The organism is Rhodanobacter sp. TND4EL1 (genome assembly GCF_054061035.1).
Genome location: NZ_JBSSDT010000001.1, coordinates 12,756 through 36,238 on the forward strand (window position 1 = coordinate 12,756; position 23,483 = coordinate 36,238).

Below are 23,483 nucleotides of genomic sequence, written 5' to 3' on the forward strand. Positions count from 1 at the left end.
CACAAACCCTCGGGCATGCTGGCTCCTCCAACGGGAGACAGCATGTGAAAACCAGCCTCACCATGATCCGGATCCTTGCCTTCGCGACGGTCGCTGCCAGTGCGCAGGCAGCCGCGGGTTCGGCCCCCACTGCGCTTGCGCCGGAGACGGTCAATGACGCGGCGCTGGTCACTCCGGCAAGCCACGGAGACAAGGGCGCCGCCGTGTTGCGCGCCCAGATTCTGCTGGATCGCGCGCGGTTTTCACCGGGCGAGATCGATGCCGCTTACGGATCCAATATGCGGCAGGCGCTTGCCGGCTTCCAGAAAAGTCAGGGCATCCCGGTGACTGGTGACGTGGACGCGGCCACCTGGAAAGCGCTGGACAGCGACACCGCTGCCGCGCTGGTGACCGTCACCTTGAGTGCCGACGATGTCGCCGGCCCTTTCAAGCCACTGCCTTCCGGCATGGCTGCGCGCGCGAAGCTGGATGCGCTGGGCTACACCTCGTCGCTCGAGGCGCTGGGCGAGAAATTCCACGCCAGTCCGGCCCTGCTGAAACAGCTCAATCCGGGCAAGGATTTCGGTCGCGCCGGTGAACAACTGGTGGTGCCGAGCGTGCAGCCCACCGCGCCGATGCCGGCTGTGGCCAAGGTGGTGGTGGATAAATCGGATGCCACCGTGTCACTGCTGGACGCGGCTGGCAAGGTGGTGGCGCAATACCCCGCATCCACCGGCAGCAAGCATGATCCCTTGCCGCTGGGCGACTGGAAGATCAATGGCGTCGGCAAGCACCCGGTCTTCCACTACAACCCGAAGCTGTTCTGGGATGCCAAGGCCACAGACACGAAGGCGACGCTGCCTGCCGGACCCAACAACCCGGTCGGCGTGGTGTGGATCGACCTTTCGAAGGACCACTATGGCATCCACGGCACGCCCGAGCCGGCGCACGTAGGCAAGACCGAATCCCACGGCTGCATCCGCCTGACCAACTGGAGTGCGCTGGAGGTATCCCGCGCGGTGAAGCCGGGCATGACCGCCACGTTGCAGCAGTGACATGAAGATCGTTATCGGGTTCGTCTTGGGTGCCATCTGTGCTGTCGCGGCCATGCTCTATCTGCCGGGTCGACTGTCACTCGCGAGGGACGCGCAGGGTGTCCCGCATGCCGCCTTGCATGCCGTCGCGGCGGATGCACCGGTCGCCGTGCCGCCGGTGCCGGTGGCTGCGGTTCCGGCGGCGTCCGCTCCGATGCCGCCGGCTCCGGTACTGGTCGATCCGACGGGGCAGGCTGCGGTGCCGGCAACAACGGTCGCGCCGGCTCCCCCGGCATCATCCCTCGCCGCACCTCCACCGACGAACCCGGCTGACCTGCCGCCCTCCGCCGTCAGCGGTTTGCGGATTCCGGTGGTGGGCGTCAAGCCCGGCGACTTGACCGATACCTTCACCCAGGCCCGTGGCAGCGGCCGCGTGCATGACGCGATCGACATCATGGCAGCGCGCGGGACGCCGGTGGTCGCGGCGAACGACGGTCACGTCGTCAAGCTGTTCACCAGCAAGCCGGGTGGCCTCACGGTGTACGAGTTCGATACGGACGACAAGGTCGTCTATTACTACGCGCATCTGGACAGCTACGCGCCAGGTCTGGCCGAGGGACAAATCCTGCGTCGTGGCGACCCCATCGGTTTCGTGGGCAGCACCGGCAACGCCAGTGCCGACGCGCCCCACCTGCATTTCGAGGTGGAGGTCCTGGGACCGGAAAAGCAGTGGTGGCATGCCACCTCGATCAATCCCTACGGTCGGTTCGAGGGGCAATCGCCGGTGCCGCAGGATTTACCGGGCCAGCCGCGCTGACGGTCCGCTCCCGTTCGCAACCGATGGGCGGCCATCGCCGGTTCCGGGATCCTGCTCAGTCACGGTCGGGTGCCCCCAACGGAAAGTATGAGCGGTACGGGCGGGCTTCTTCGACCGCGCGCGCGAACGACGGTCGTGCCAGCAGACGTTGCCGGTACGCGTTCAGGTGGCCGAGCGATTCAGGAATCGGGTGCGCCCAGTCGGCATAGAACAACGCGGGTGCGGCGGCACAATCGGCCAGGCTGAAGGTGTCGGCGACGCCCCAGTCATGCCCGGCCATCCGCTGATCCAGCCAGGCATAGGCGGCGTCCAGCATTGCGCGTGCCTCGCCAATGCCGAAGCTGTCGCGGTCTGCCTCGGGGCGCAGGCGGTCGAACACCATCTTCTGCAGCGGCGTGTGGATGTAGTTGTCGATGAAGCGGTCGAGCATGCGTGCGTCGAGCGCCGCATCGGCATCGGCGGGAATCAGCTGGATCTGCCCGGGATGATGTTGATCCAGGTACTCGATGACGATGCTGGACTCGAAGACGGCGTGCGCGCCATCGAGCAGCAGGGGCATGCGCTTGAGCGGCCACAGCGCGGCCAGTTCCTCGCCGGCAGCGGGATGGTCCGGCGCCACCAGGCACCACTCGAAGGCGGTGCCGTTCTCGTACAACGCGATCAGCACCTTCTGGCAGTAGGACGAGAAGGGATGGGCGTACAGCTTGAGCGTCATGGTCGGGCACCTGTGCCAACGGAGTCTGTCCTGGCGACGAACGGGCAGCGACGGAATCGACACAGCCAGGATGTGCTCGACGCTTCGCCCGCGCGGACCTAGTATCGACTATCGATGGCTCTGACCGGGTTGCTGCCATGAAACGTCTGCTGACCGGATTGTGCGTGCTGGTAGTGCTGCTGGTGGTGATCGCGGCGGGTGGGTTGCTGCTGATCGATGCCAATGACTTTCGGCCGCAGATCCAGAACACGCTCGGACAGGCGGTGGGGCGCGAGGTGACCTTGGGCAAGCTGCACGTGTCGGTATGGTCCGGTTCGCTTGATGCCGACCAGGTCAGCATCGGCGACGATCCTGCCTTCGGCAGTCAACCCTTCATCAGCGCCGGTTCGCTGCGCCTGGGCGTGCGGTTGTGGCCGTTGTTGTTGCACCGGCAATTGCACGTGACGTCGCTGACGCTGCAACAGCCCACGGTGCGGTTGTTGCAGGACCGGGCCGGTCGGTGGAATTTCGCCAGCTTTGCCGCCCATGCGCCAGCCGCTCCGGCATCCGTGCCCGCCACGCCAGCCAGCCGGCCATCGACGTTCCGCGTCGACAGCTTGCGCATCACCGATGGCCGCATCGATCTTCAGCGTGCCGTCGGCGAGGCGCGCAGCTATCGCAAGGTGGCCATGAGTGCCGACAACGTCGGCCTTGGCGCGGCGTTTCCGTTCTCGATGAGTGCCGATATCGCCGGTGGCGGCAGCCTGCAACTGGACGGCAAGCTCGGACCGTGGGCGTCGGGCAACGCGGTGCTGACGCCGGTGGACGCGCATCTGCGCGTACACGATCTGGATCTGGTCGGCGCCGGCCTGATGGCCGGCACCGAGGGTGTGGGCGGCGTGCTCGACATCGACACGCAGATCAGCTCGGTCGACGGCGTATTGAGCTCGAAGGGCGGCATTGATGCGCGCCAGCTCAAGCTGGTGGCGTCCGGCACCGCGTCGCCACAGCCGCTGCGCATCGACTATCAGGCCAGTTACCGGCTGCTCGACGGTGCCGGCAACATCGACCACAGCACCCTGGGTAGCGGGGGCGCGAAGCTGGCCGTCAATGGCAGCTTCGACAATCGCGGCAAGGTGCTGCAGCTCGATCTGCGCCTCAGCGGCAAGCAGTTGCCGGTCGATGACCTGCAGCCGTTGCTGCCGGTGTTCGGCGTGGTGTTGCCCAGGAACTCCCGCCTCAGCGGCGGCAGCCTGGGGCTGGATCTGCGTGCCATCGGTCCGCTGGACGCGCTGGTGATCAGCGGACCGGTCACCCTGGACAATGCACGCCTGCTCGGTTTCAGCCTGGGTTCGAAACTGGGTGGCGTGTTGTCACTGGCCGGCCTCAAGGCGCCGCAGGACACAGTGATCCGGCATGCCGCGGCCACGTTGAAGATCTCGCCGGCCGGCATCCACGCCGAGCCGGTCACGGCGGACATTGCCGACCTTGGCAGCCTTGCGGGCAAGGGCGGCATGGCGGCGAATGGCCAGCTCGACTTCAGCATGCTGGTGAAGCTGGATCCGGCGATCAGCGGCAAAGGCGCCGGTTTGCTGGGCAACTCCGGCGCCGGAAGGTTGCTTGGAAGCTTGCTCGGCGGAGCTTCCGGGCATGGCGTTGGCGTACGCGTCGGCGGCACCGCCAGTGCGCCCAGCTTCAGGGTCGACCCGGCGGCGGTGGCCGGTCTGCTGGGCAGCGGGATCGGCGGCGCACTGGACAAGGGTTCCGCGCGTCATCCGGAGGCGCGGCCGCCTGCCAGGCAGGACGCGCTGAACAGCCTGTTGCAGGGTGTTCTGAAGTCGCGCAAGTAGCGCCAGTGGTGATCCCAACCGACACCGCGGGCGAATTTCGCGACGCGGCTTGACCGGCGTCAAGACAGCGTCGGGCAGGTCGAATCAGGATCATCTCCATGGCACCAGGCGGTGTCGTGAAGCGAGGATCGTGATGGAATTCCATATTGCCGTGGGCGACGCATCGCCCGCTGCGGGCATCGTGCAGGACGCCTTGTGTGATATCGATCCGATGGCCGTCGTCGACCTGGACATGAGCGGCCTGGTGATGCGCGTATCGTCCACGGCGACGGTCGCCGACCTGATCGAGGTATTCCGCCGTCATGGCTGGTCGGTGGCGCCGGAGCAGGTGGTGCAGCTGCCTTCGATCTGCTGCGGCGGCTGCAGCGGCTGACTCGTGACGACTTTCTTGACCGCGATCAGCGCAGCGGGCTGTGGCTGCCCGTAGCGTGCAGTCACGTCTTTCGCGGAGTGTGGCCATGTCCTTCGATATCGTGATCATTGGTGCCGGCCCGGCCGGGCTGTGTTTTGCCCGGTCGCTGGCTGGCAGCGGCTTGCGCATCGCGCTGGTGGAGCGACAGCAAGAGGCCGCGCTGATCGCGCCGCCGGACGACGGACGCGAGATCGCGATCACCCATCACTCGCAACGGCTGCTGCGCGAACTCGGCTTGTGGGCGCGCCTGAAGGAAGACGAAATCGGCACCTTGCGCGATGCGAAGGTGATCGACGGTGATGACCGCGACGGGTTGCTGTTCCGTCATGACGAAGCGGGCAAGCCGCAGCTGGGGTGGCTGTTGTCCAACCATGCCATTCGACGTGCCGCTTATGCCGAGGTGATGGAACTGCCGGACGTGGAGCGGATCACCGGCGTGCAGGTCAGTTCGCTGCGCACCGGCAGTGCTGGTGCCGAGGTGGAACTGGCTAACGGCGAGACCTTGCGCGCGCAACTGGTGGTGGCAGCGGACAGCCGCTTCTCGGAGACACGCCGTGCGATGGGCATCGCCGCCGGCATGCACGATTTCGGCAAGACCATGCTGGTGCTGCGCATGCAGCACGATCTGCCGCACGAGCAGGTGGCGTGGGAATGGTTCGGCCACGGCCAGACGCTGGCCCTGCTGCCACTGCACGATTCGCATACGTCGTCCGTGGTGCTGACCCTTCCGCCGCAGGCGATGAAGACCCTGCTTGCGTTGGACGATGCGGCCCTGGAGCTGGCCATGGCCGAACGCTTCCAGCAACGCCTCGGCGCGATGCGCGTCGCCGGTCCGCGCTGCGCCTATCCGTTGGTCGGGGTGTATGCGAAACGGTTCGTGGCCGAACGTTTTGCGCTGATCGGCGATGCCGCCGTCGGCATGCATCCGGTCACCGCGCATGGCTTCAATTTCGGCCTGCTGGGGCAGGCCACGCTGGCGCGCGAGTTGCGTGCCGCGCAGGCCGCGGGTCAGCCGCCTGGCAGTCCGATTGCGCTGCAGCGTTATCAGCGTCAGCACCGCGTGGCCACCAGACCGTTGTATGTGGCGACCCAGCTGCTGGCCGGCCTGTACACCGACGATCGTCGCCCGGCGAAAGCCTTGCGCAAGCTGGCGTTGGGCGCGGGCGCGCGGCTGGGTCCGTTCAAGCGCATGGTGATGTCGGGTTTGACCGCCGATGGCATGGGCGTTCCGGCGCCACTGCGGCTCCTGCGCCTGGCGCGAGGAGCCTGAAGCGGTGACAGATACGGTGGTGGTTGCTTCAGCGCGGATCGACGTGCCCCATCATGGACAGGTCATCACCCCGAGCAGATCAGGCTGCCGCAGCCTCCCCGGGCGAGGCAGTTTGCACGGTTCTTTTGCGTTGCCTCGGAAGCTCATCGAGGAGTGTCGCTGAGCTGCGAGTTGATCCGCACTTCGCCGGTCAGCACCTTGTGAATGGGGCAGGCGTTGGCGATCTGCAGCAACCGCGCGCGTTGTTCGTCGCTGAGATCTCCCTGCAGGGTGATCACGCGGGTGATGTCGTTGCCACTGGCGGGTGCGCCCTCGGGATTGAATTGCAGATCCACGCCGACCCGGCGCAGTGGCCATTGTTTGCGTGCCGCATACATCTGCAGGGTGATGGCGGTGCAGGCGCCGAGTGCCGACAGCAACAGCCGATGCGGTGCCGGCCCGTTGTTCGCGCCGCCGTCCTCGATCGGCTCATCGGCCTGCCATGCATTGCCGGCGTCGTCGGTGAAGGTCACCGTATAAGGCGTCTGGCCGGTGACGGCATGAACGGAGGGGATGCTCATGATCAACAACTCCTGCAGCAAGGTGTGTGGGGACGATAAGCGTTGGCGAAGGCGGGCGAAGCGCGCACGAGTCGCACCGGGGGGCAACGGTGCTTGAAACGGCCCCGCCGCGCACCCAAGTTACTGGAACGGCTCGCATATATTCAGGGTTCTGGGGCGAAGTTGCGCTGACAGCTTCGCTCCTTTCAGTCTTGTGGAGGATGCCATGGCAACCGGTTGGGCAGGCGACGGCGCGGTGCAGGACCAGATTGACGCCACCGTCAGTGACGCGGTGCAGCGGGCGCGGCAGCAACTGCGGCAGGGTCCGGGCCTGACCCATTGCGAGGAATGTGACGCACCCATACCGGAGGCGCGGCGCAAGGCCGTGCCCGGTGTGCGACTGTGTGTGGCCTGCCAGCAAGCGCAGGACGAAGCGCAGCGCGGCGCCGGGCTGTACAACCGTCGCGGCAGCAAGGACAGCCAGCTGCGGTAGGGGCGGCGGCGCAGAGCGAGCGCTCGCGCTCGCGTCCGCGGTCGGCTTGACGGACTGTTGACGCCCACAATTGGATAAGCTGGGCGTCATCCGTTCGACTTGCTGCCGCGTGCCCAGGGGAGAGACCGTCATTTCCATTCCGTCGAACGCGTCCGGGCTTGCGGCGGGCATCAATTATTTCTTCGCGTTGTTGCCTGACGCCGCTGCGCGAGTGGCCATGGCCGCCGCCTGCGAGCGTTTCCGCAAATCCCATCGAATCGGTGGTACGGCAGTTGGCGTCGAAGGCCTGCATCTGACCCTGTGTCCGATGGGCCGATCCGACCAGCTGCGGCGACCGCTGGAAGAGGCCTTGCTCGCCGCCGGCGCGGAAGTGCACGAGCGAGGATTCACGGCCACGCTTGACGCGGCCATGCGCTTCACCGCTCGCGATGGCCAGTTTCCGTTCGTGGTGTGTGCGGATGGCCCCACGAACGAAGCGACGCTGGGTTTGCGCAAGGCGATCGCGGCGGCGCAGGCGCGTGCAGGCTTGCATGTCAGCGGCGTGTCCAGTTTCCTGCCACACGTCAGTCTTCTGCACGGCCACGCGATCGATGCCATCGAGGAGTCCATGGCGCCGATCCAGTGGCGCGTGTCGGACTTCGTGTTGATCCGCAGCTTCTTCGGCGAGTCGCGCTTCGAGGTGGTGGGGCGCTGGCAACTGGCCGAGGCGCTCGAAAAGCCGTCGACCGACCTGCTGGACGAGTTGGCCAACATGCCCGACCTGCCCGATCTTCCGGACGCTTACTGATCGCCGGCAGGCCCCTCGGTCAGATCGACGGCTCAGCGCGGGCCAGCGGAACGACGGTGCGGCGTTGCCGTTCGCGCCAGGCGATGTAAAGGGTGGCAGCCATGATGATGGCGGCGCCCGCTGCGGTATATCGATCCACCGTTTCCTCGAAAATCCACCACGCCAGCATCGCCACGATCAGCAGCTGCACGTAGCTGAACGGGGCCAGCAGGGACGCGTCGGCCAGCCGCAATGCACGCGTCCAGCAGTAATGCCCACCGGTGCCGAGCGCGCCGGACAGCGCCAACCAGGGCCAGATGTCCGCCTGCGGCCATTGCCACACCGCCAGCGCCGCCGGCAGCGACAGCGGAATCCACAGCAGGGTGGTAAGCAGCACGATGCGATCGGCCGGCTCGCTGCCGGTGAGCGACTTGATGCTGATCGTCACCGCGCCGGTCAGCGCTGCGGCCAACAGCGCCACCAGGCTGCCGGCAGCAAACGCCTCACTGCCCGGACGCACGATCACCAGTACACCGAGGAACCCGGCGATCACGGCGCTCCACCGGCGCATGCGCACCACCTCGCCGAGAAACAGCACCGCGCCGATGGTGACGAACAAGGGAGACGAATAGGACAAGGCCACGGCCTCGGCCAGCGGCAGGTTCACGATCGCCCAGAACCCGGCCAGCATGCCGCCCATGCCGATCACGCAACGCAGGATATAGAAACCCAGTCGCGGTGTGCGCAGCAGCTGCCAGCCATGCCCATGCAACAGTGGCAGCGCGAACAGGGCGCCGAAGGCACTGCGGAAGAAGGTGATCTGGAAGGGGTGCAACTGGGCCGATGCGAAGCGGATGGAAATGGCCATCAGCGCGAACAGGCTGGCACTGCCGAGCATCAGCAACACGGCGCGCAGCGGCAGCGACGCGGAGGATGACGGGGCAGGTGTGTTGTCCAGGAGGGCGGCGCCTGAGTGGGGTGGCGCGCATGGTATCGCAGGTGTGGCCAAAGCCTGCCGCTGCATGTTGTCCGGGATGACGCCAGGGACCTATGGCGTGGGCAGCGCTTGTTTTGACCATTCGCCAAGCCGCTCGCGCACCACCGGTTCCAGGCTCTTCAAGCCCCAGCGGCGACCTTCCTGCACGGCGGCCTCCATGGGCTGGCCGTCGATCACGGCGGCGCGCAAGGCGATCATTGCGCCGACCCGATTGCTGCTGGCGCAATGCACCAGGGTGTTTTGCGTGCCGGCGTCGCGCAGCAGCTGGTCGAATTTGGCGAGGTTCTCGCGCGACAAGTCGGCGGCGCCGTGGATGGGCAGGTTGTGATAGTCGATGCCTGCCGAGTGCATCGCGGCGGCTTCGTCGAAGTTGGGTGTTTCGCTGTCGACGCTCAGATCGATCACCTGGCGGACGCCGGCTTGCCTCAGCACGGTTACATCGCTCGGCTGCAGGCGTCCGGAGGCGATCCTGTTTGCGGCGGGAAAGCTCACGTGGGACAAGCTTTTGAGTGTGTTTTCGGGCGCTGCACCAGCCAGTGCCGCGCTGGCCAGCACGGCGAACGCCAATGACGCCAGCCACGTTCGGATCATTTCATTCGCCCTTGTTTGAACATCAACACCATAGCCGAAGCTGTCTCAGGATTTTCCCGCACTTGCCGGACAACGTTGTCATCCTGCTTCAAGTGAGTACCTGGAAGCCTGGACAATCTCGCCGCCCAACTATGGTCTGGAAGGTGAAACTTGTGCTCACGTTCATTGCGCGCAAGTCGTCACACTTTAGGCAGTGGCCAATAGACAACGTTGTCATTCGCGCCTATTACAGGACAGTCAACCCATAAAAAGCGGTACCGAGCAGGGAAGCAACAGGACCAGCGGGTTTCGCCAACCCCGTGGCTGACCGGAGTGTTGCCATGTGCGTCCCGACAACCCACCCGTAGCGATGCAGATCCATCAGGAGACATCTCATGTTTGCGAAACGATCGGCTGTGTGGTCCGGCTTGGCTTTGAGCGCATTGGGCAGTGCCGTCGGCACGTGCTTTTCGGTAACTCTGCTTGCGGCAGTTCCATGGCAGACAGCGTATGCGCAGTCCGCGCCTGCCTGCGCGGCGGCCTGGAATGCGGCCACTGCCTATGGCGGCGGAAGCGTGGCCAGCGAAAACGGCAATAACTACCTGGCGAACTGGTGGACTCAAGGCAATGACCCGGCAACCAGCAGTGGCGCTGCCGGCTCAGGCCAGCCCTGGACCTCGAAGGGTGCCTGCGGTAGCGGAACTCCCCCGACCAATCCACCCACGGATCCACCGGCCTCGGGTGGTTGTGATGTGGTGTGGAACGCATCAAGTGCTTATGGCGGCGGCAGCGTGGTCAGCGAGAATGGCGTGAACTACAAGGCCAATTGGTGGACACAGGGCGATGACCCGGTGAGCCACAGTGGCGCCGTCGGCACGGGCCAACCGTGGACGGCGCAGGGAAGCTGCGACGGAACGGATCCCGGTGGTCCCGGCGATGGCGGTTCGGGAGATCCAGGCAATCCGAATCCTCCCGCCCAGGGCTTCTTGTTCAGCCCGTACAAGGACGTAACCATCAACCTCAACTGGAACACCAACGTGATGCGGACCGCGGTCACCGGCACGCCGATTCCGCTGGTGGGTGCGGGCAGTCTGGTGTCCACGGCATTGCCCAATCTCGGCGCGGTCACCCTGGCGTTTGCTTCCGGCGAATGTGGCAGTGAAAGCTGGGGCGGCATTCCGGCGGCCGGTTTCGTCAGTGCCAACATCCAGCCATTGGTCGCCGCCGGAGTGAGTTACGTGGTGTCCACTGGCGGACAGGCGGGCAGCTTCACCTGCGGATCAGCGGCTGGCATGGCGCAGTTCCTTTCACGCTATGCCTCGCCCTACATGGTGGGCGTGGACTTCGATATCGAGGGTGGCCAGAGCCAGGCGCAGATCAACAACCTGATCTCCAACGCCGCCTATGCGCACACGCTGTATCCGAACCTGCGCTTCTCCTTCACGCTGGCCACGCTGGCAGCTTCCGACGGCAGCTACGGTGGCTTGAATGGCGTGGGCGACATGGTGGTGCGCGCGGTGAAGGCGGCCAACTTGCCGAACTACACCATCAACCTGATGGTGATGGACTACGGTGCGGCCGGCGCCGGCGTCTGCGTGGTCTCGAACGGGCAATGCGACATGGGGCAGTCGGCGATACAGGCGGCCAAGAACCTGCAGCACACCTACGGCATTCCATCCAGTCGCATCGAGTTGACCCCGATGATCGGCGTGAATGACGTGAGCAGTGAAGTGTTTCGGGCTTCCGACGTGGATACCGTGGTCAATTATGCGGTGAACCAGGGCATGGCCGGCGTGCATTTCTGGTCACTGGATCGCGACACGCCGTGTACGGGCGGCGGCGGTACGGCCTCGCCGATCTGCAACTCGGTCAACGGGACCACGCCGCTGCAGTACACCAAGCGGTTCCTGCAGGATCTGGGCAAGTAGGGGGAGTCAGTGGAAAGTGGCGGGTCGGCCGGGGGCCGACCTGCCACGCTTTCACGACATCGCCGATTCGACGAAGGTCACCATGTTGCCGTCCGGATCGCAAACCGGCGCGAAACGGACGTAGTGGGTGGCCAGTTGTGGCGCCGGTACATCAATATGACGATCCTGCAGCATGTGCAGGATCTCGTCGAGGTTGTCGACCATGATGCCGACGGAGGTGGCGCCGGCGTGGCTGCCGGGTCCGGGGCATGCACTTCTGGACAGCAGCTGGATGCGCGTGCGTCGAGCGATTTCCCACTCGGCGCATGCCGCGTTGGGGCTGTTGTCGGGGTCCCGGCCGAACAGGCGGGAATACCAGGCGCTGGATGCAGCGAAGTCGCTCACGGCAACAGTGGCGAGAACCTGGTGGGCAGTCATGATGTTTCTCCGCGGGCGATGGAGCACATTTAACGCGTTGTCCATGTGGACAATGTGAAGAGCACGCCCGCGCACGTATACTCGCGGCCCGATTGATCGTCCCGGAAACGCTGCATGTCCGATATTCCAGCCTGCCCGTCGTGCGCGATGGAACACACTTATCCCGATGGCAGCAACCATGTCTGCGCCGATTGCGGCCACGAATGGCCGATCGCGCCTGTCGAAGACGGGCACGGCGCGGTGCTGGTGGTACGTGACGTCAATGGCAACGTGCTCAACAGCGGCGATTCGGTCACGGTGATCAAGGATCTCAAGGTCAAGGGTTCGTCCATCCCGCTGAAGCAGGGCACCGTGATCCGCCAGATTCGCCTGGTCGATGGTGACGACGAGCACATCGAAGGCAGCTCGGACAAGATCAAGGGATTGGTGCTGAAGGTTTGCTTCCTTAAAAAGGCCTGAGGTCGCCGCCCGTTCGCATCAGCGGCACCGCTGTGCAACCTGCGGCTCGCCATGGGTTCCGCGGACCTCGCACCACTACAGTGCAGCACTAGCCCGAAGGACAACATTGCCTCATGTCATCCACCCATCGACTCCTGCGCGCGCTCCGTTCGATCCATCTCTACCTGGGCGTATTCACCGCGCCGATGCTGCTGTTCTTCGCGGTCACCGGCGGCCTGCAGGTGTTCGGTCTGCACGAGACCACACGCGGCAGCACGTATGTGCCGCCAGCGTGGCTCGCCAGTGCGGCCCAGTTGCACAAGAAGCAGACCCTGGTGACGCCGCAACGGCGGCGCCCGCCCGCGCAGGCAGGCGATGAAAAACCACCGTCCCAAGCCGCGCCTGAGCGAAGCGCGCCTGTCGAGCCAGCGCGGTCCGCCAAACAGAACCTGCTGCCGATGAAGGTCTTCTTCGCGCTGGTGGCGTTCGGGCTGCTGGTGTCGGTGCTCAGCGGGCTGTACATGGCCTGGCGCTTCATTCGCCGCCCGGCCACGTTCGGTGCGGTGTTGGGCGCCGGCATCCTGGTGCCGCTGTTGTTGCTGTTGATCTGATCGGTCCAGCTTGATCCCTGGCCTGACGGCGTTGCGTCAGGCCAGGGAAGTGCCGCACTCAGGCGACGGAAAGCGTGACGTCGATGTTGTTGCGGGTGGCATTGGAATACGGGCACACGATGTGCGCTTGCTGCACAAGGGTCTCGGCGTCCGCGCGCGCCATGCCGGGGATCGAAATGGTCAATTCGACTTCGATGCCGAAGCCGGTCGGGATCGGGCCGATGCCGACCTGTCCGGTGACCTGCGTGTCGGCCGGCAGGGTCAGTTTCTGCTGGGCCGCGACGAACTTCATTGCGCCGAGGAAACAGGCTGAATATCCCGCCGCAAACAGCTGTTCGGGGTTGGTGCCGTCACCGCCGGCGCCGCCGAGTTCCTTCGGCGTGGTGAGCTTGATGTCGAGCACCTGATCGGAGGAGACGGCGCGACCGTCGCGGCCCCCGGTGGCAGTGGCCTTGGAGCGGTAAAGAACTTTTTCGATGGACATGGCGTACTTCCTTTGTGGGCTGACTTACATGATCGCGCGCTAATATATAGTGCGCTATTTAAACGAACAAACGATATGGGCCATCAACTGTCGGTGGCCAACTTGCTACGCAATTCCTGCAATTCCTGTTTCAGATGCATCAGGTGTTCTGGCGCGCAGCGGGTGGCGCAAAGCACCGACTCCTGGACCTGGCCAGCTTTTGCCTGCAGCGCCTTGCCCCGGGCGGTCAGCGTGATCACCACATGGCGCTCGTCGTCTCGGGAGCGCAGCCGGGTCACCAGGCCCGCCGCTTCCAGCCGCTTGAGCAGCGGGGTCAGGGTCGCGGAGTCGAGGAACAGACGCTCGCCGATCTCCGAGACACTGAGGCTTTCGTCCTCCCACAACACCATCATCACCAGATACTGCGGGTAGGTGATGTCCAGCGCCTTGAGCAGCTTGCGATAGACCTTGTTCATGGCCAGCCCGGCTGAATACAGGGCGAAGCACAACTGGGCATCCAGCCGGGGGGTGGCTTTTGCGACGGGCTTCGAGGTGGAGCGCGTGGAGGTCATGGTTCGGCATATTACATAGCGCGCTATTCAATCGCAAGCTGTGTCGATGTGCCTATTCCTGCGGTGAGGTGATGATCAAACGGTCGACGTCATAGCCACGCTGGCGCGAATGCTCCTTCAGCAGGCGGAGCAGCGCACCATCCATGGTGGGTTTTCGGGCCAGTATCCACAGGTGTTTCTGGCCGGGGCTGCCGATCACCGCCCATTGGTAGCCCGGATCCACCTCGATGACCCAGTAGTCGGCCCAGGTCACCGGCAGCCAGCCTAGCCAGCCGGGAGCGAAGCGTACTTCGAGCGCGCCGGGCTGGCCGTCCTTGATTCGGGCAACGCCGGTGACCGACATTCGCCCCTTGTGGGTGCGACACGAATTCGCCACTCGCACCGTGCCGTCCGCGTTGGGCGAATAGGTGGCGGTGACCCCGTCCAGACACTTGCGCTCGAAATACATCGGCAACCGCGCGATCTCGTGCCATTGGCCGGCATAGCGATTCAGGTCGAGCGAGCGCACCGGTTCATTGGGTAACGTGGCCGCGGTGGCGGATGCCGTGAAACCCAGCGAGGCAAGCAAAAGGATCAGCAGTGGCATGGCGGGTATCCGTCTGGTGCGATAACTCATGCTACGGGTTTGTTGCCGGGCCGGATGCAGCACGCGCGTACGGGTTGGTGAGCGGGCGTCGCCGGCCGGGTCGGCGTCACGCTTTGCGTTCCAGCCGCTCGAACGAAAACAACGATTTCAGGCGGTGGGGCCGCCGCTCGATCAGGGCGCGGATCAGGCCCGCGCCGAGCATGCTGTAAGTGATGCCGTTGCCGCCGTAGGCCATCGCGAAATGCACGCGTGGCCCGTACTGCGGATGCGGCCCGAAGAACGGCAGGCCGTCATCGGTCTCCGCGAAGGTACCTCCCCAGGCGAACGCCGGCGTCAGTTGCAGGCTGGGAATGGCCTTGGCGACCTTGGATACAAGCTTGCGCGCCTTGCGATCGACGCGGGCGTCGCGCAAGGCGGGAATGTCGATGGCGTCGTCTTCACCGCCGACCAGCAGGCGGTTGTCGCTGGTCGTGCGCATGTAAAGGTAAGGTCGCGCGCTTTCCCACACCATGGTGTCGGCCAGCCCGTGCAGGGCCGCGCGATCCAGCGAATCGGTGACAAAGGCGTAACTGCTGCGGTTTTTCGCGACGGAAGCGTCCAGCCATTTCTGGCCGGCATAGCCGGCGGCAACCACGACATGGTCGGCGCGGAGCACCAGACCGTCGTCGGTTCGCAGGGTGACTTCCCGGCTGGTCGACTCGATCGCGTCGATCCGCGTGCGATCAAAGACCGCCGTTCCGGTCCGTTCCATGCGGATGAACAAGCGGCTGGCCATCCGATACGGATCGAGACTGGCGGCGAGTTGGCTCAGGATCGCGCCGGGTGCCTCGATTCCGAATTCGGATCGCAGCGCATCGGCGGACAGCCACTGCACCGACAGCCCGTGTTTGTGGCGCAGCGCCAATTCGTCCTGCATGGCGGGCACGTGATGGCGTCTGCTGGCGTAGTACAAGCTGGTGTTTCGCCGGTAACCGACGTCTCGCACCTCGTTCGCCAATGCGCCCAGTTGCGGTATCGCCTCGGCGCAGGCGGTGTAGGCGAGCGCGGCATCGGCCTCGCCAAAACGCCTGGCCAGTTCCGTCATCGGCGTGTCGATCTCGTACTGCAGCAGGGCGGTACTCGCGGCCGAACTGCCCCAGCCGATGTCGCGTTGTTCGACCACGATGACATCATGGCCGCCCTGGGCCAGTTCATTCGCGATCAGCGCGCCGGTGATGCCGCCGCCGATCACCACCACGTCGGCGCGCATGTCTTGCGACAGCGGCGGGAACGCATGCATCAAGCCGTTGCTGATTGCCCAGAACGGATAGCCGCTTTTCAGGTCCATCGCCGTGCACCATTGCTGTTGGTTCGATCGTGGCAGCGTCGGTGGTCGCGTGTCTGTGCTTCGTGAGGCCGCGATTCTGGTGAGATTGGCATTTTGGCTGGCCGCCAGGCGGTGGCGGGCATACCATGCATGTCCCCCGAGCTTTGCCAGGAAATTCGCGTGCCGCCGATCATCGCCGTGCAGCAACTCAGCAAGACTTACGCGTCCGGTTTCAGGGCACTGAACAACATCAACCTCGATATCCGGCAAGGCGAGATTTTTGCCTTGCTGGGTCCCAATGGTGCCGGCAAGACCACCTTGATCAGCATCATCTGCGGCATCGTCAACCCTGGCGAAGGCCGGGTGCTGGCCGACGGGCATGACGTGGTGCGTGACTATCGCGCCGCGCGCAGCAAGATCGGCCTGGTGCCGCAGGAGCTGACCACCGATGCCTTCGAAACGGTATGGAACACGGTCAGTTTCAGCCGCGGGCTGTTCGGCCGCTCACCCGACCCGGCGCACATCGAGAAGGTGCTCAGGGACCTTTCACTGTGGGACAAGAAAGACAACAAGCTGATCACCCTGTCCGGCGGCATGAAGCGCCGGGTGATGATCGCCAAGGCGTTGTCGCACGAACCGCGCATCCTGTTTCTGGACGAGCCCACCGCCGGTGTGGACGTGGAGTTGCGGCGCGACATGTGGGCCATGGTGCGCGCGCTGCGCGACACCGGCGTCACCATCATCCTGACCACCCACTACATCGAGGAAGCCGAGGAAATGGCGGATCGGATCGGCGTGATCAGCAAGGGTGAGTTGATCCTGGTCGAGGAAAAGACCGCCCTGATGGACAAACTGGGGCGCAAGCGACTCACCTTGCAGTTGCAGAATCCGCTGGAGAGCTTGCCGGCGTCGCTGGTCGACTACGCACTGGAGTTGTCCGACGATCGCCAGCAGCTGGTCTACACGTTCGACGCACAGAGCGAGCACACCGGCATCGACGGCCTGCTGCGGCGGCTGGCCGAGGCCGGCATCGACTTCAAGGATCTGAAAACCAGCCAGAGCTCGCTGGAAGACATCTTCGTGGATCTGCTGAGGGCGCGCGCATGAACACTCACGGCATCCGTGCGATCTACGGCTTCGAAATGGCGCGCACCTGGCGCACCCTGTTGCAGAGCATCATCTCGCCGGTGATCTCGACCTCGCTGTATTTCGTGGTCTTCGGTGCGGCGATCGGTTCGCACATGAACGGCATCGACGGGGTCAGCTACGGCGCCTTCATCGTGCCCGGACTGGTGATGCTGTCGCTGCTGACGCAAAGCATCTCCAATGCGTCGTTCGGCATCTACTTCCCGAAATTCGTCGGCACGATCTACGAGATTCTTTCCGCACCGGTGTCGCCATTCGAAATCGTGGCCGGCTATGTGGGGGCAGCGGCCAGCAAGTCGATCATCCTGGGCGCGATCATCCTGGTCACCGCGCGGCTGTTCGTCACCTTCGATATCGAGCATCCGCTATGGATGGTGGCGTTCCTGCTGCTTACCGCGGTGACCTTCTGCCTGTTCGGTTTCATCATCGGCATCTGGGCGGACAACTTCGAGAAACTGCAGCTGGTGCCGCTGCTGATCGTCACGCCGCTGACCTTTCTGGGTGGCAGCTTCTATTCGATCCACATGCTGCCGCCGTTCTGGCAGAAGGTCACCTTGTTCAATCCGGTGGTGTATCTGATCAGCGGTTTTCGCTGGAGTTTCTACGGCGTGGCCGATGTCAGCATCGGGGTCAGCCTCGGCATGACCATGGTGTTCCTGGCGATCTGCCTGGCGCTGGTGTGGTGGATCTTCCGCAGCGGCTATCGTCTCAAGGCGTAAGCACGGCAACCGCTGATGCGAGCGCCTGCGCAGGCGACCTGAACGATTCGGCGCGCGATGAGTCCAAGCAGGGTATTCGCGCATCGAACAGGAGCCAAGCATGGGCAAGCAGACTTCAACGGGTAACTGGATCGCCGCAGCGGTGCTGGTGTTTGCCATCGCGGCGGGCGGCGTGTATCTGGCGCGCAAGGCGATGCACGTCAGCCAGACGCCGGCCGTGGCGACCGAGGCGTCCAGTACGGCGCCACTGGGCGGCGCGGTGGGCGAACCTGCGGTCCAGCATCCCATCGAGCAGGCGCAGACGGCGCCGGCCAGCGCCTCGACCGCTCCGCTGCCGGCGCTGGATGGCAGCGACGCAAGCGTGGCGGACGCGCTGGCCAGGCTGGCCGGCGGCAGCGATCTTTCGGCGTTGCTGATTCGCCAGCGCATCATCGAGCGCATCGTCTCGACACTGGATGCACTGCCGCGTCATGAGGCGCTCGGGTCCTTCACCCTGCCGGCCCACACGCCGAAGGGCGCGGTCGTGGTCGACGATGCCGCGGGTTCCATGCAGCTCGGGGCAAAAAACAGCGCGCGCTACGCACCCTACCTGCAGGTGGTCGATGCCACCGAGCCGAAGGCGCTGGTGAGGTGGTACGTGCATGCGTATCCGCTGTTCCAGCAGGCCTATCGCCAATTGGGCTACCCGAAGGGCTATTTCAACGATCGCCTGATCGTGGTCATCGATGACTTGCTGGCGGCGCCGCAGCCGGCCCAGCCGCCGGCGGTGCTGCGCTCGAAGTCGTATTACGTCTACGCCGATCCGGCGCTGGAGTCGCTGTCCACCGGGCAGAAGCTGATGATCCGGATCGGGCCGGAGGGCGAGGCCCGGATCAAGACGAAGCTGCGGACCATCCGGGCACAACTGGTCGGCCGGAACATGGGCGCCGCTTCCGGGGACGGTGCCGGCTAGAATCGCTCGTTGACCCGACCCATTGATGGCCGTTCGATGTCCCCAGCCGATCACTCGCAGCCCGATCTTTTCGGTGCCACCACGACACGACCTGCCGATCTCCATCGGCTGTTCTTCGCGCTATTGCCGGATGCCGCCATCCGCGGGCAACTGGTACAGGCCGCGCAGACGGTCAGGGCAGCGCATCCGGCGTTGCGGGCACGCTGGGTCGCGCCGCAGCGCTATCACGCCACCCTGCATTTCCTTGGCGATCATCCGTCGTTGCAGCAGGACGTCGTGGCTGCCGCCATTGCCGCAGCCGATCGCCTGTCCACCGGGCCGTTCGACTGGATCTTGAACGAAGCCACCAGTTTCCACGCCAGCCAGCCGCCGTGGATCTTGCGCAGCGCCGAGTTTCCCGAATCATTGCAGGCGCTGTGGCAGGGTTTGCGCGGCGCCCTGATCCTGGCCGGGCAGGGGCGTCACGTGGAGCGCCAGTTGACCCCGCACGTGACGATTGCCTACGGCGAAGGCCGTGCACTGGAGACCGTTTCGATCGAACCCGTCGCGTGGCGGGTGGAACGACTGGCGCTGCTGGACAGCGTGGGCGGCACGCCGGATTACCACACGCTGGCCGAATGGTCGCTGCAGCCCGGCGGCGTGCAGCGGGTGCAGACGCCTCACGCGTAGGGCGTTCCATTCTTGTGTGAGTAGTGCTCCGCGCCTGGCGGGAGATCCAGGTCGATGTCGCAGTAGCGGCAGGCGTCGTCGTCGCAGCGGCTGCCGATATCCAGATAGACGGCCGTTTCCCCACTGCGGTTGATCAGATGGTGGCCATCATCCACGTTGCGCGGAAACGCGGCCGCATCGCCAGCGTGCAGCACCTGCTCGCCGGCGTTGGTGACCTCGCCGCTCAACACGTAGAGAAATTCCTCCTCACGCGTGTGCCAGTGGCGCTGGCTTGACCACGCCCCCGCGGGAAGCTGCACCAGGTTGACGCCCAGGTCCACCAGTCCGCCGGCGCGGCCCAGTGCCTTGCGCATGCGCGGACTGACCGCCTTATCGTACGGCGGGGGATAATCCGAACCCTGGCGGGTGATCACTTGGGCGATGTCGATCTTCGGCATGAGCGGCTTCCCTCGGTGGCTGTGGGCGCATTGTGCCTGCGTCCGCGGTCCGGCATGACGCGGCGCCTGACCGCTTTTTGAACACCCGAGCAGGTACAGTGACCTGATGGTCCTGATGTCTGACGGAGGTCGGCGTGATGACACGGTGTTGGTGGCGGATGAGCATCATCGCGATGATGGCGATCCTGAGCTTCCCCGGCTGGGCGGCGAACACACCGGTGGCTGGCCAGAAGCCCACCGGGACGATGGTGGCGCAGATCACGCTGGACGGCCCGATCGGTCCCGCGGCCGCCGAATACTTCGCGGATGCCTCGCAACGCGCCGGGCGCGATGGTGCAAAAGCCATCGTGTTGCAGCTGGATACGCCGGGCGGCTTGTCTGAATCGATGCGGCAGATCATCTCGGCCATGCTGGCCAGCGACCTTCCGGTGCTGGTTTATGTTGCGCCCGCCGGCGCGCGGGCTGCTTCGGCCGGCACTTATATCCTGTATGCCGGCCAGATCGCCGCGATGGCTCCGGCCACCCACCTCGGCGCCGCCACGCCGGTATCGCTGGGTGGCAGCACGCCGCTGCCGTCCGCCAAGCCGAAACCTGCGTCCGCCGGTTCGGCGGCACGCGATGCAGATGACAAGAAGGGCGAGGGTGGCGCCGAGGCCCACAAGGTCACCAATGACGCGATCGCCTACATCCGCTCGCTGGCGCAGCAGCGCGGGCGCAATGCCGAGTGGGCCGAGCAGGCGGTGCGCGGTGCGGAAACGCTGACCGCCAGTGAGGCGGCGAAACAGCAAGTGATCGACTTCGTGGCCAGCGACGTGAGTGATCTGCTGGCCAAATCAAACGGACGCAAGGTGACGGTGGGCAACCGCACGGTCACCCTGGAGCTGCAGGGCGCCACGGTCCGTGCCTACGCGCCGGGCGCGCGCACCCGTTTCCTGGCGATCATCACCAAGCCGACCATTGCCTATCTGTTGCTGCTGGGCGGCATGTTCGGCCTCGGTCTGGAAGTGCTGCATCCGGGCGCGATGCTGCCCGGCGTCGTGGGTGCGATCAGCCTGTTGGTCGGCATGTATGCGCTGCAGTTGTTGCCCGTGAACTATGCCGGACTGGCGCTGATGGTGTTGGGTATCGGCCTGCTGGTGGCCGAGGCGGTGAACCCCGGCGTGGGCGCGTTCGGTGTCGGCGGGCTGGTTTCGTTTGTCACCGGTTCGGTGATGCTGATGAACAGTGGCGTGCCCGGCTATGCGGTCAACCTGGGCGTGATCGCCGGCATCGCCGTGTGTGCGGCCGGCCTGCTAGGCCTGATCGTGTGGCTGGTGTTCCGCGCGCGACGAACCCGCTTGTTCAGCGGCGACGCATTGATGCTGTCCGACACCGGCGAGCTGCTGCAGGCCGTGGCGGCCGACGGCGAGAGCTGGATGATGTTGCGCGGCGAGCGCTGGCGCGTGCATTGCGACACCGCGCTGCCAGCCGGTGCCCGAGTGCGCGTGCTGGCCCGGCACGGGTTGCTGTTGCGCGTTGAGCCGGCGCAAGCCGAGACGGAAATTTCATGAAAAGCAGGAGATAGGCATGTTTGGATTTGTCGGTGTACTGGTCATTCTTGGCGTGATGCTGCTGTTCGCCACGGTCAAGATTCTGCCGGAGTACCAGCGTGGCGTGGTGCTGACCCTGGGCCGCTACACCAGCACCAAGGGCCCCGGCCTGGTGCTGCTGATTCCGGTGGTGCAGACGATGATCCGCGTCGACTTGCGGGTCACCGTGATGGACGTGCCGCCGCAGGACGTGATCTCGCGCGACAACGTCTCGGTGCGGGTCAACGCGGTGGTCTATTTTCGCGTGGTGGATTCGGACAAATCCGTGCTGGAGGTGGAGAACTTCCTGCAGGCCACCAGCCAGCTGGCGCAGACCCGCTTGCGCTCGGTGCTCGGCCAGCACGAACTGGACGAGATCCTGTCGCAGCGTGATTCGATCAACCATACCTTGCAGACGACACTCGACGAAGCGACCGATCCGTGGGGCATCAAGATCATGAACGTCGAGATCAAGGACGTTGATCTCAACGAGACCATGGTGCGCGCGATCGCCCGCCAGGCCGAGGCCGAGCGCGAACGCCGGGCCAAGGTGATCCACGCCGAAGGCGAGATGCAGGCGGCGGAGAAACTGCGCGACGCGGCCGCAATGCTGTCGCAGCAGCCGCAGGCACTGCAGCTGCGCTACCTGCAGACGCTGGCCGACATGTCCAACAACGGCAAGTCCTCGACCATCGTGTTCCCGCTGCCGCTGGATCTGATCCGGCCGTTGATGGAAGCGTTCCCGTCGAAGCGCGATTCGGGTAAAACGGACTGACTCTTCCCGTACGAGCAAACAACATGAGTGCAACCCCGGCTGGAAGCCTGGTCTGCGTCGGCCTGGGCATGACCCTGGGTTCGCACTTGGGCCCGCTGGCGCGCAGCCACATCGAGCAAGCGGATGTCGTGTTTGCCGGGCTCTCCGATGGCATCGTCGAGTTGTGGCTGAACAAGATGCATGCGGACGTGCGCAGCCTGCAACCCTATTACAAGGAGGGCAAGTCGCGCATGCTGACCTACCGTCAGATGGTGGAGGCCATTCTTGCCGAGGTACGTGCGGGCAAGCGGGTGTGCGGGGTGTTCTACGGTCACCCCGGCGTGTTCGCCTGGGCACCGCACAAGTCGATCGAGATCGCCCGCAGCGAGGGTTATTCCGCGCACATGGAGCCGGGCATCTCGGCGGAGGATTGCCTCTACGCAGATCTCGGCATTGATCCGGGCCGGTTCGGTTGCCAGCATTACGAAGCCAGCCAGCTGCTGTTCTACCAGCGCCGGATCGACCCGACGGCGTATCTGGTGTTATGGCAGGTCGGACTGGTGGGTGATCAATCGCTGGCGCGCTTCTCGACCGGCCCGGCCTATCGGCAGGTGCTGGTCGATGTCTTGGCGCGCGATTACCCGCTGGACCACGAACTGATCATCTATCGCAGCGCCACCTTGCCGATCCAGCAACCACGGATTGAACGGATGGCGCTCGGCGACCTGCCACAGGCCGATATCGGCGTACCCGATACCGTGGTGGTTCCACCCGCTCGTTCATTGCAGCCCGATGCCGCCATACGTGCCCGGTTGGCCGCGCTGGATCTGGTGACGGCCAGCGAAGCCACCGCCGCGGAGGTATCGGGACGCCTGATTGGACGGATGGGGTCCGAGATTGGTGTTTTTGACCTCAGCCGGGCTTAGTATTGGCGCTTGGGGTTATCGGAGAGTGCTTTCGGGGGGAAAGTCTTTTCGGACAATCAAGCAGTTTGCGAGTCATTGGCCGATGCCGTCGTGACAGGTCACAACAGGATGTTCGCACCTATGCATCGATTCGGTATCGGCGTTGGCCTCATGCCTTTGTGTTGAAGTTTCTGGGGGCTTTTTCAAAGCGTGTCTGCTCGATGGTGCGGGCCATCCCGGTGTTCATTGAATCTGTCAAAAATGGGGATACAACACATGTCGGACGTTATCGGCTTTCTCGAAAAGATGGGGCGGGACGCGCAATTGCGCTACGGATCGCAAGACGAATTGGAGATTGCGCTGGAAAATTCCGGGATTGATCCAGAAGTACGGATGGCCATTCTGGGCAAGGATAAATTCCGGCTGGACACGCTACTTGGACAGGGCGGTCTTTTCGGCATGATGATTCCGGCCAAGGAAGACGAAGACGAAAGTGAGGGTGAGGACGAAAAGGCTCCCGAGCGTGAGGGCGGCGACGTGAAGGATTCCATGCTCTCCGCTTCGGAATTGGCAGGCTAACCCGATGGTCCG

General features: G+C 64.7%; 28 protein-coding genes. 18 read left to right on the forward strand and 10 right to left on the reverse strand.

Translation table 11 applies throughout. The annotated features are described in order from the left end of the window. Positions 1-62: 62 nt before the first annotated feature. Together ACVWWQ_RS00075 and ACVWWQ_RS00080 are read left to right on the forward strand one after the other, a co-directional pair. The gene (locus tag ACVWWQ_RS00075) at positions 63-1,034 is read left to right on the forward strand and encodes a L,D-transpeptidase family protein (protein ID WP_133951026.1); all 972 of its coding nucleotides are present in this window, start codon (positions 63-65) and stop codon (positions 1,032-1,034) included. 1 nt (position 1,035) lies between these two features. After that, positions 1,036-1,830 (forward strand): M23 family metallopeptidase, encoded by a 795-nt coding sequence (locus tag ACVWWQ_RS00080; protein WP_133950857.1) that lies wholly within the window; start codon positions 1,036-1,038, stop codon positions 1,828-1,830. 55 nt (positions 1,831-1,885) lie between these two features. Here ACVWWQ_RS00080 and ACVWWQ_RS00085 read toward each other — a convergent pair whose 3' ends face one another. Then, the gene (locus ACVWWQ_RS00085) at positions 1,886-2,545 is read right to left on the reverse strand and encodes a glutathione S-transferase family protein (RefSeq protein ID WP_133950855.1); all 660 of its coding nucleotides are present in this window, start codon (positions 2,543-2,545) and stop codon (positions 1,886-1,888) included. A 137-nt stretch (positions 2,546-2,682) separates the two neighbouring features. Between ACVWWQ_RS00085 and ACVWWQ_RS00090 the strand changes: the two genes are divergently transcribed. The 3 genes from ACVWWQ_RS00090 to ubiM all read left to right on the forward strand — a co-directional run bounded on the left by ACVWWQ_RS00090 (position 2,683) and on the right by ubiM (position 6,056). After that, on the forward strand, positions 2,683-4,374 hold the full coding sequence (locus tag ACVWWQ_RS00090) for a DUF748 domain-containing protein (protein WP_133950853.1): 1,692 nt from the start codon (positions 2,683-2,685) through the stop codon (positions 4,372-4,374). Positions 4,375-4,507: 133 nt separating this feature from the next. Beyond that, positions 4,508-4,747, forward strand: coding sequence for a hypothetical protein (locus ACVWWQ_RS00095; protein ID WP_133950851.1), 240 nt, complete (start codon positions 4,508-4,510; stop codon positions 4,745-4,747). Between the two features lie 85 nt (positions 4,748-4,832). Then, positions 4,833-6,056 carry a 5-demethoxyubiquinol-8 5-hydroxylase UbiM gene (gene ubiM / locus ACVWWQ_RS00100; RefSeq protein ID WP_133950849.1) on the forward strand — a complete coding sequence of 408 codons (1,224 nt, stop codon included), beginning with the start codon at positions 4,833-4,835 and terminating at the stop codon, positions 6,054-6,056. Positions 6,057-6,199: 143 nt separating this feature from the next. Here ubiM and ACVWWQ_RS00105 read toward each other — a convergent pair whose 3' ends face one another. After that, positions 6,200-6,616, reverse strand: coding sequence for an OsmC family protein (locus ACVWWQ_RS00105; RefSeq protein ID WP_133950847.1), 417 nt, complete (start codon positions 6,614-6,616; stop codon positions 6,200-6,202). A gap of 205 nt (positions 6,617-6,821) precedes the next feature. Here ACVWWQ_RS00105 and ACVWWQ_RS00110 point away from each other — a divergent pair, with 205 nt between their 5' ends. Next, positions 6,822-7,088 carry a DksA/TraR family C4-type zinc finger protein gene (locus tag ACVWWQ_RS00110; RefSeq protein ID WP_133950845.1) on the forward strand — a complete coding sequence of 89 codons (267 nt, stop codon included), beginning with the start codon at positions 6,822-6,824 and terminating at the stop codon, positions 7,086-7,088. A 217-nt stretch (positions 7,089-7,305) separates the two neighbouring features. Beyond that, positions 7,306-7,875 carry a 2'-5' RNA ligase family protein gene (locus ACVWWQ_RS00115; protein ID WP_208321620.1) on the forward strand — a complete coding sequence of 190 codons (570 nt, stop codon included), beginning with the start codon at positions 7,306-7,308 and terminating at the stop codon, positions 7,873-7,875. 19 nt (positions 7,876-7,894) lie between these two features. Here ACVWWQ_RS00115 and ACVWWQ_RS00120 read toward each other — a convergent pair whose 3' ends face one another. Continuing rightward, positions 7,895-8,758, reverse strand: coding sequence for a DMT family transporter (locus ACVWWQ_RS00120; RefSeq protein WP_133951024.1), 864 nt, complete (start codon positions 8,756-8,758; stop codon positions 7,895-7,897). Between the two features lie 144 nt (positions 8,759-8,902). Beyond that, the gene (locus ACVWWQ_RS00125) at positions 8,903-9,442 is read right to left on the reverse strand and encodes a protein-tyrosine phosphatase family protein (protein WP_133950841.1); all 540 of its coding nucleotides are present in this window, start codon (positions 9,440-9,442) and stop codon (positions 8,903-8,905) included. A 374-nt stretch (positions 9,443-9,816) separates the two neighbouring features. On the opposite strand from ACVWWQ_RS00125, the gene ACVWWQ_RS00130 reads away from it, so the two are divergent. Next, positions 9,817-11,349 carry a carbohydrate-binding protein gene (locus ACVWWQ_RS00130; protein ID WP_133950839.1) on the forward strand — a complete coding sequence of 511 codons (1,533 nt, stop codon included), beginning with the start codon at positions 9,817-9,819 and terminating at the stop codon, positions 11,347-11,349. 51 nt (positions 11,350-11,400) lie between these two features. Here ACVWWQ_RS00130 and ACVWWQ_RS00135 read toward each other — a convergent pair whose 3' ends face one another. After that, entirely contained in the window at positions 11,401-11,766 is a 366-nt protein-coding gene (locus ACVWWQ_RS00135) for a VOC family protein (RefSeq protein WP_133950837.1), read from the reverse strand. Positions 11,767-11,880: 114 nt separating this feature from the next. Here ACVWWQ_RS00135 and ACVWWQ_RS00140 point away from each other — a divergent pair, with 114 nt between their 5' ends. Both ACVWWQ_RS00140 and ACVWWQ_RS00145 read left to right on the forward strand, forming a co-directional pair. Continuing rightward, the gene (locus tag ACVWWQ_RS00140) at positions 11,881-12,225 is read left to right on the forward strand and encodes a zinc ribbon domain-containing protein YjdM (RefSeq protein WP_133950835.1); all 345 of its coding nucleotides are present in this window, start codon (positions 11,881-11,883) and stop codon (positions 12,223-12,225) included. Between the two features lie 113 nt (positions 12,226-12,338). Beyond that, positions 12,339-12,815 (forward strand): PepSY domain-containing protein, encoded by a 477-nt coding sequence (locus ACVWWQ_RS00145; protein ID WP_133950833.1) that lies wholly within the window; start codon positions 12,339-12,341, stop codon positions 12,813-12,815. A 58-nt stretch (positions 12,816-12,873) separates the two neighbouring features. Here the strand turns inward: ACVWWQ_RS00145 and ACVWWQ_RS00150 are convergent, their stop codons facing one another. The 4 genes from ACVWWQ_RS00150 to ACVWWQ_RS00165 form a co-directional block, all read right to left on the reverse strand. Beyond that, positions 12,874-13,299, reverse strand: a complete 426-nt coding sequence (locus ACVWWQ_RS00150) for an organic hydroperoxide resistance protein (RefSeq protein WP_099652414.1) — start codon at positions 13,297-13,299, stop codon at positions 12,874-12,876. 83 nt (positions 13,300-13,382) lie between these two features. After that, positions 13,383-13,850 carry a MarR family transcriptional regulator gene (locus ACVWWQ_RS00155; protein WP_133950831.1) on the reverse strand — a complete coding sequence of 156 codons (468 nt, stop codon included), beginning with the start codon at positions 13,848-13,850 and terminating at the stop codon, positions 13,383-13,385. A gap of 52 nt (positions 13,851-13,902) precedes the next feature. Beyond that, a complete protein-coding gene (locus ACVWWQ_RS00160) occupies positions 13,903-14,436 on the reverse strand; it encodes a lipocalin family protein (protein ID WP_133950829.1) in 534 nt (177 codons plus the stop codon). A 106-nt stretch (positions 14,437-14,542) separates the two neighbouring features. Continuing rightward, positions 14,543-15,763, reverse strand: a complete 1,221-nt coding sequence (locus tag ACVWWQ_RS00165) for an FAD-dependent oxidoreductase (protein WP_133950827.1) — start codon at positions 15,761-15,763, stop codon at positions 14,543-14,545. Positions 15,764-15,892: 129 nt separating this feature from the next. On the opposite strand from ACVWWQ_RS00165, the gene ACVWWQ_RS00170 reads away from it, so the two are divergent. The 4 genes from ACVWWQ_RS00170 to ACVWWQ_RS00185 all read left to right on the forward strand — a co-directional run bounded on the left by ACVWWQ_RS00170 (position 15,893) and on the right by ACVWWQ_RS00185 (position 19,228). After that, positions 15,893-16,849: an ABC transporter ATP-binding protein gene (locus tag ACVWWQ_RS00170; protein ID WP_457383256.1), complete on the forward strand. Its 957-nt coding sequence runs from the start codon at positions 15,893-15,895 to the stop codon at positions 16,847-16,849. Further along, the gene (locus tag ACVWWQ_RS00175) at positions 16,846-17,607 is read left to right on the forward strand and encodes an ABC transporter permease (RefSeq protein ID WP_133950825.1); all 762 of its coding nucleotides are present in this window, start codon (positions 16,846-16,848) and stop codon (positions 17,605-17,607) included. The genes ACVWWQ_RS00170 and ACVWWQ_RS00175 overlap by 4 nt, the downstream gene beginning before the upstream one ends. A 100-nt stretch (positions 17,608-17,707) precedes the next feature. Further along, positions 17,708-18,559, forward strand: coding sequence for a DUF3014 domain-containing protein (locus ACVWWQ_RS00180; RefSeq protein ID WP_133950823.1), 852 nt, complete (start codon positions 17,708-17,710; stop codon positions 18,557-18,559). 36 nt (positions 18,560-18,595) lie between these two features. Then, complete coding sequence (locus tag ACVWWQ_RS00185; RefSeq protein WP_133950821.1) at positions 18,596-19,228, forward strand: 2'-5' RNA ligase family protein; 633 nt, start codon at positions 18,596-18,598, stop codon at positions 19,226-19,228. On the opposite strand, the gene ACVWWQ_RS00190 is transcribed toward ACVWWQ_RS00185, so the two are convergent. Continuing rightward, positions 19,219-19,665, reverse strand: a complete 447-nt coding sequence (locus tag ACVWWQ_RS00190) for a cupin domain-containing protein (protein ID WP_133950819.1) — start codon at positions 19,663-19,665, stop codon at positions 19,219-19,221. The two genes, ACVWWQ_RS00185 and ACVWWQ_RS00190, sit on opposite strands and share 10 nt — an antisense overlap. A gap of 158 nt (positions 19,666-19,823) precedes the next feature. On the opposite strand from ACVWWQ_RS00190, the gene ACVWWQ_RS00195 reads away from it, so the two are divergent. The 4 genes from ACVWWQ_RS00195 to ACVWWQ_RS00210 all read left to right on the forward strand — a co-directional run bounded on the left by ACVWWQ_RS00195 (position 19,824) and on the right by ACVWWQ_RS00210 (position 23,471). Continuing rightward, the gene (locus ACVWWQ_RS00195; protein ID WP_457383257.1) at positions 19,824-21,215 is read left to right on the forward strand and encodes an NfeD family protein; all 1,392 of its coding nucleotides are present in this window, start codon (positions 19,824-19,826) and stop codon (positions 21,213-21,215) included. Between the two features lie 16 nt (positions 21,216-21,231). Further along, the gene (locus tag ACVWWQ_RS00200; protein WP_133950816.1) at positions 21,232-22,008 is read left to right on the forward strand and encodes a slipin family protein; all 777 of its coding nucleotides are present in this window, start codon (positions 21,232-21,234) and stop codon (positions 22,006-22,008) included. A gap of 23 nt (positions 22,009-22,031) precedes the next feature. Then, complete coding sequence (locus ACVWWQ_RS00205; protein WP_133950815.1) at positions 22,032-22,913, forward strand: SAM-dependent methyltransferase; 882 nt, start codon at positions 22,032-22,034, stop codon at positions 22,911-22,913. 255 nt (positions 22,914-23,168) lie between these two features. After that, entirely contained in the window at positions 23,169-23,471 is a 303-nt protein-coding gene (locus tag ACVWWQ_RS00210; protein WP_133950813.1) for a hypothetical protein, read from the forward strand. Positions 23,472-23,483: the final 12 nt, after the last annotated feature.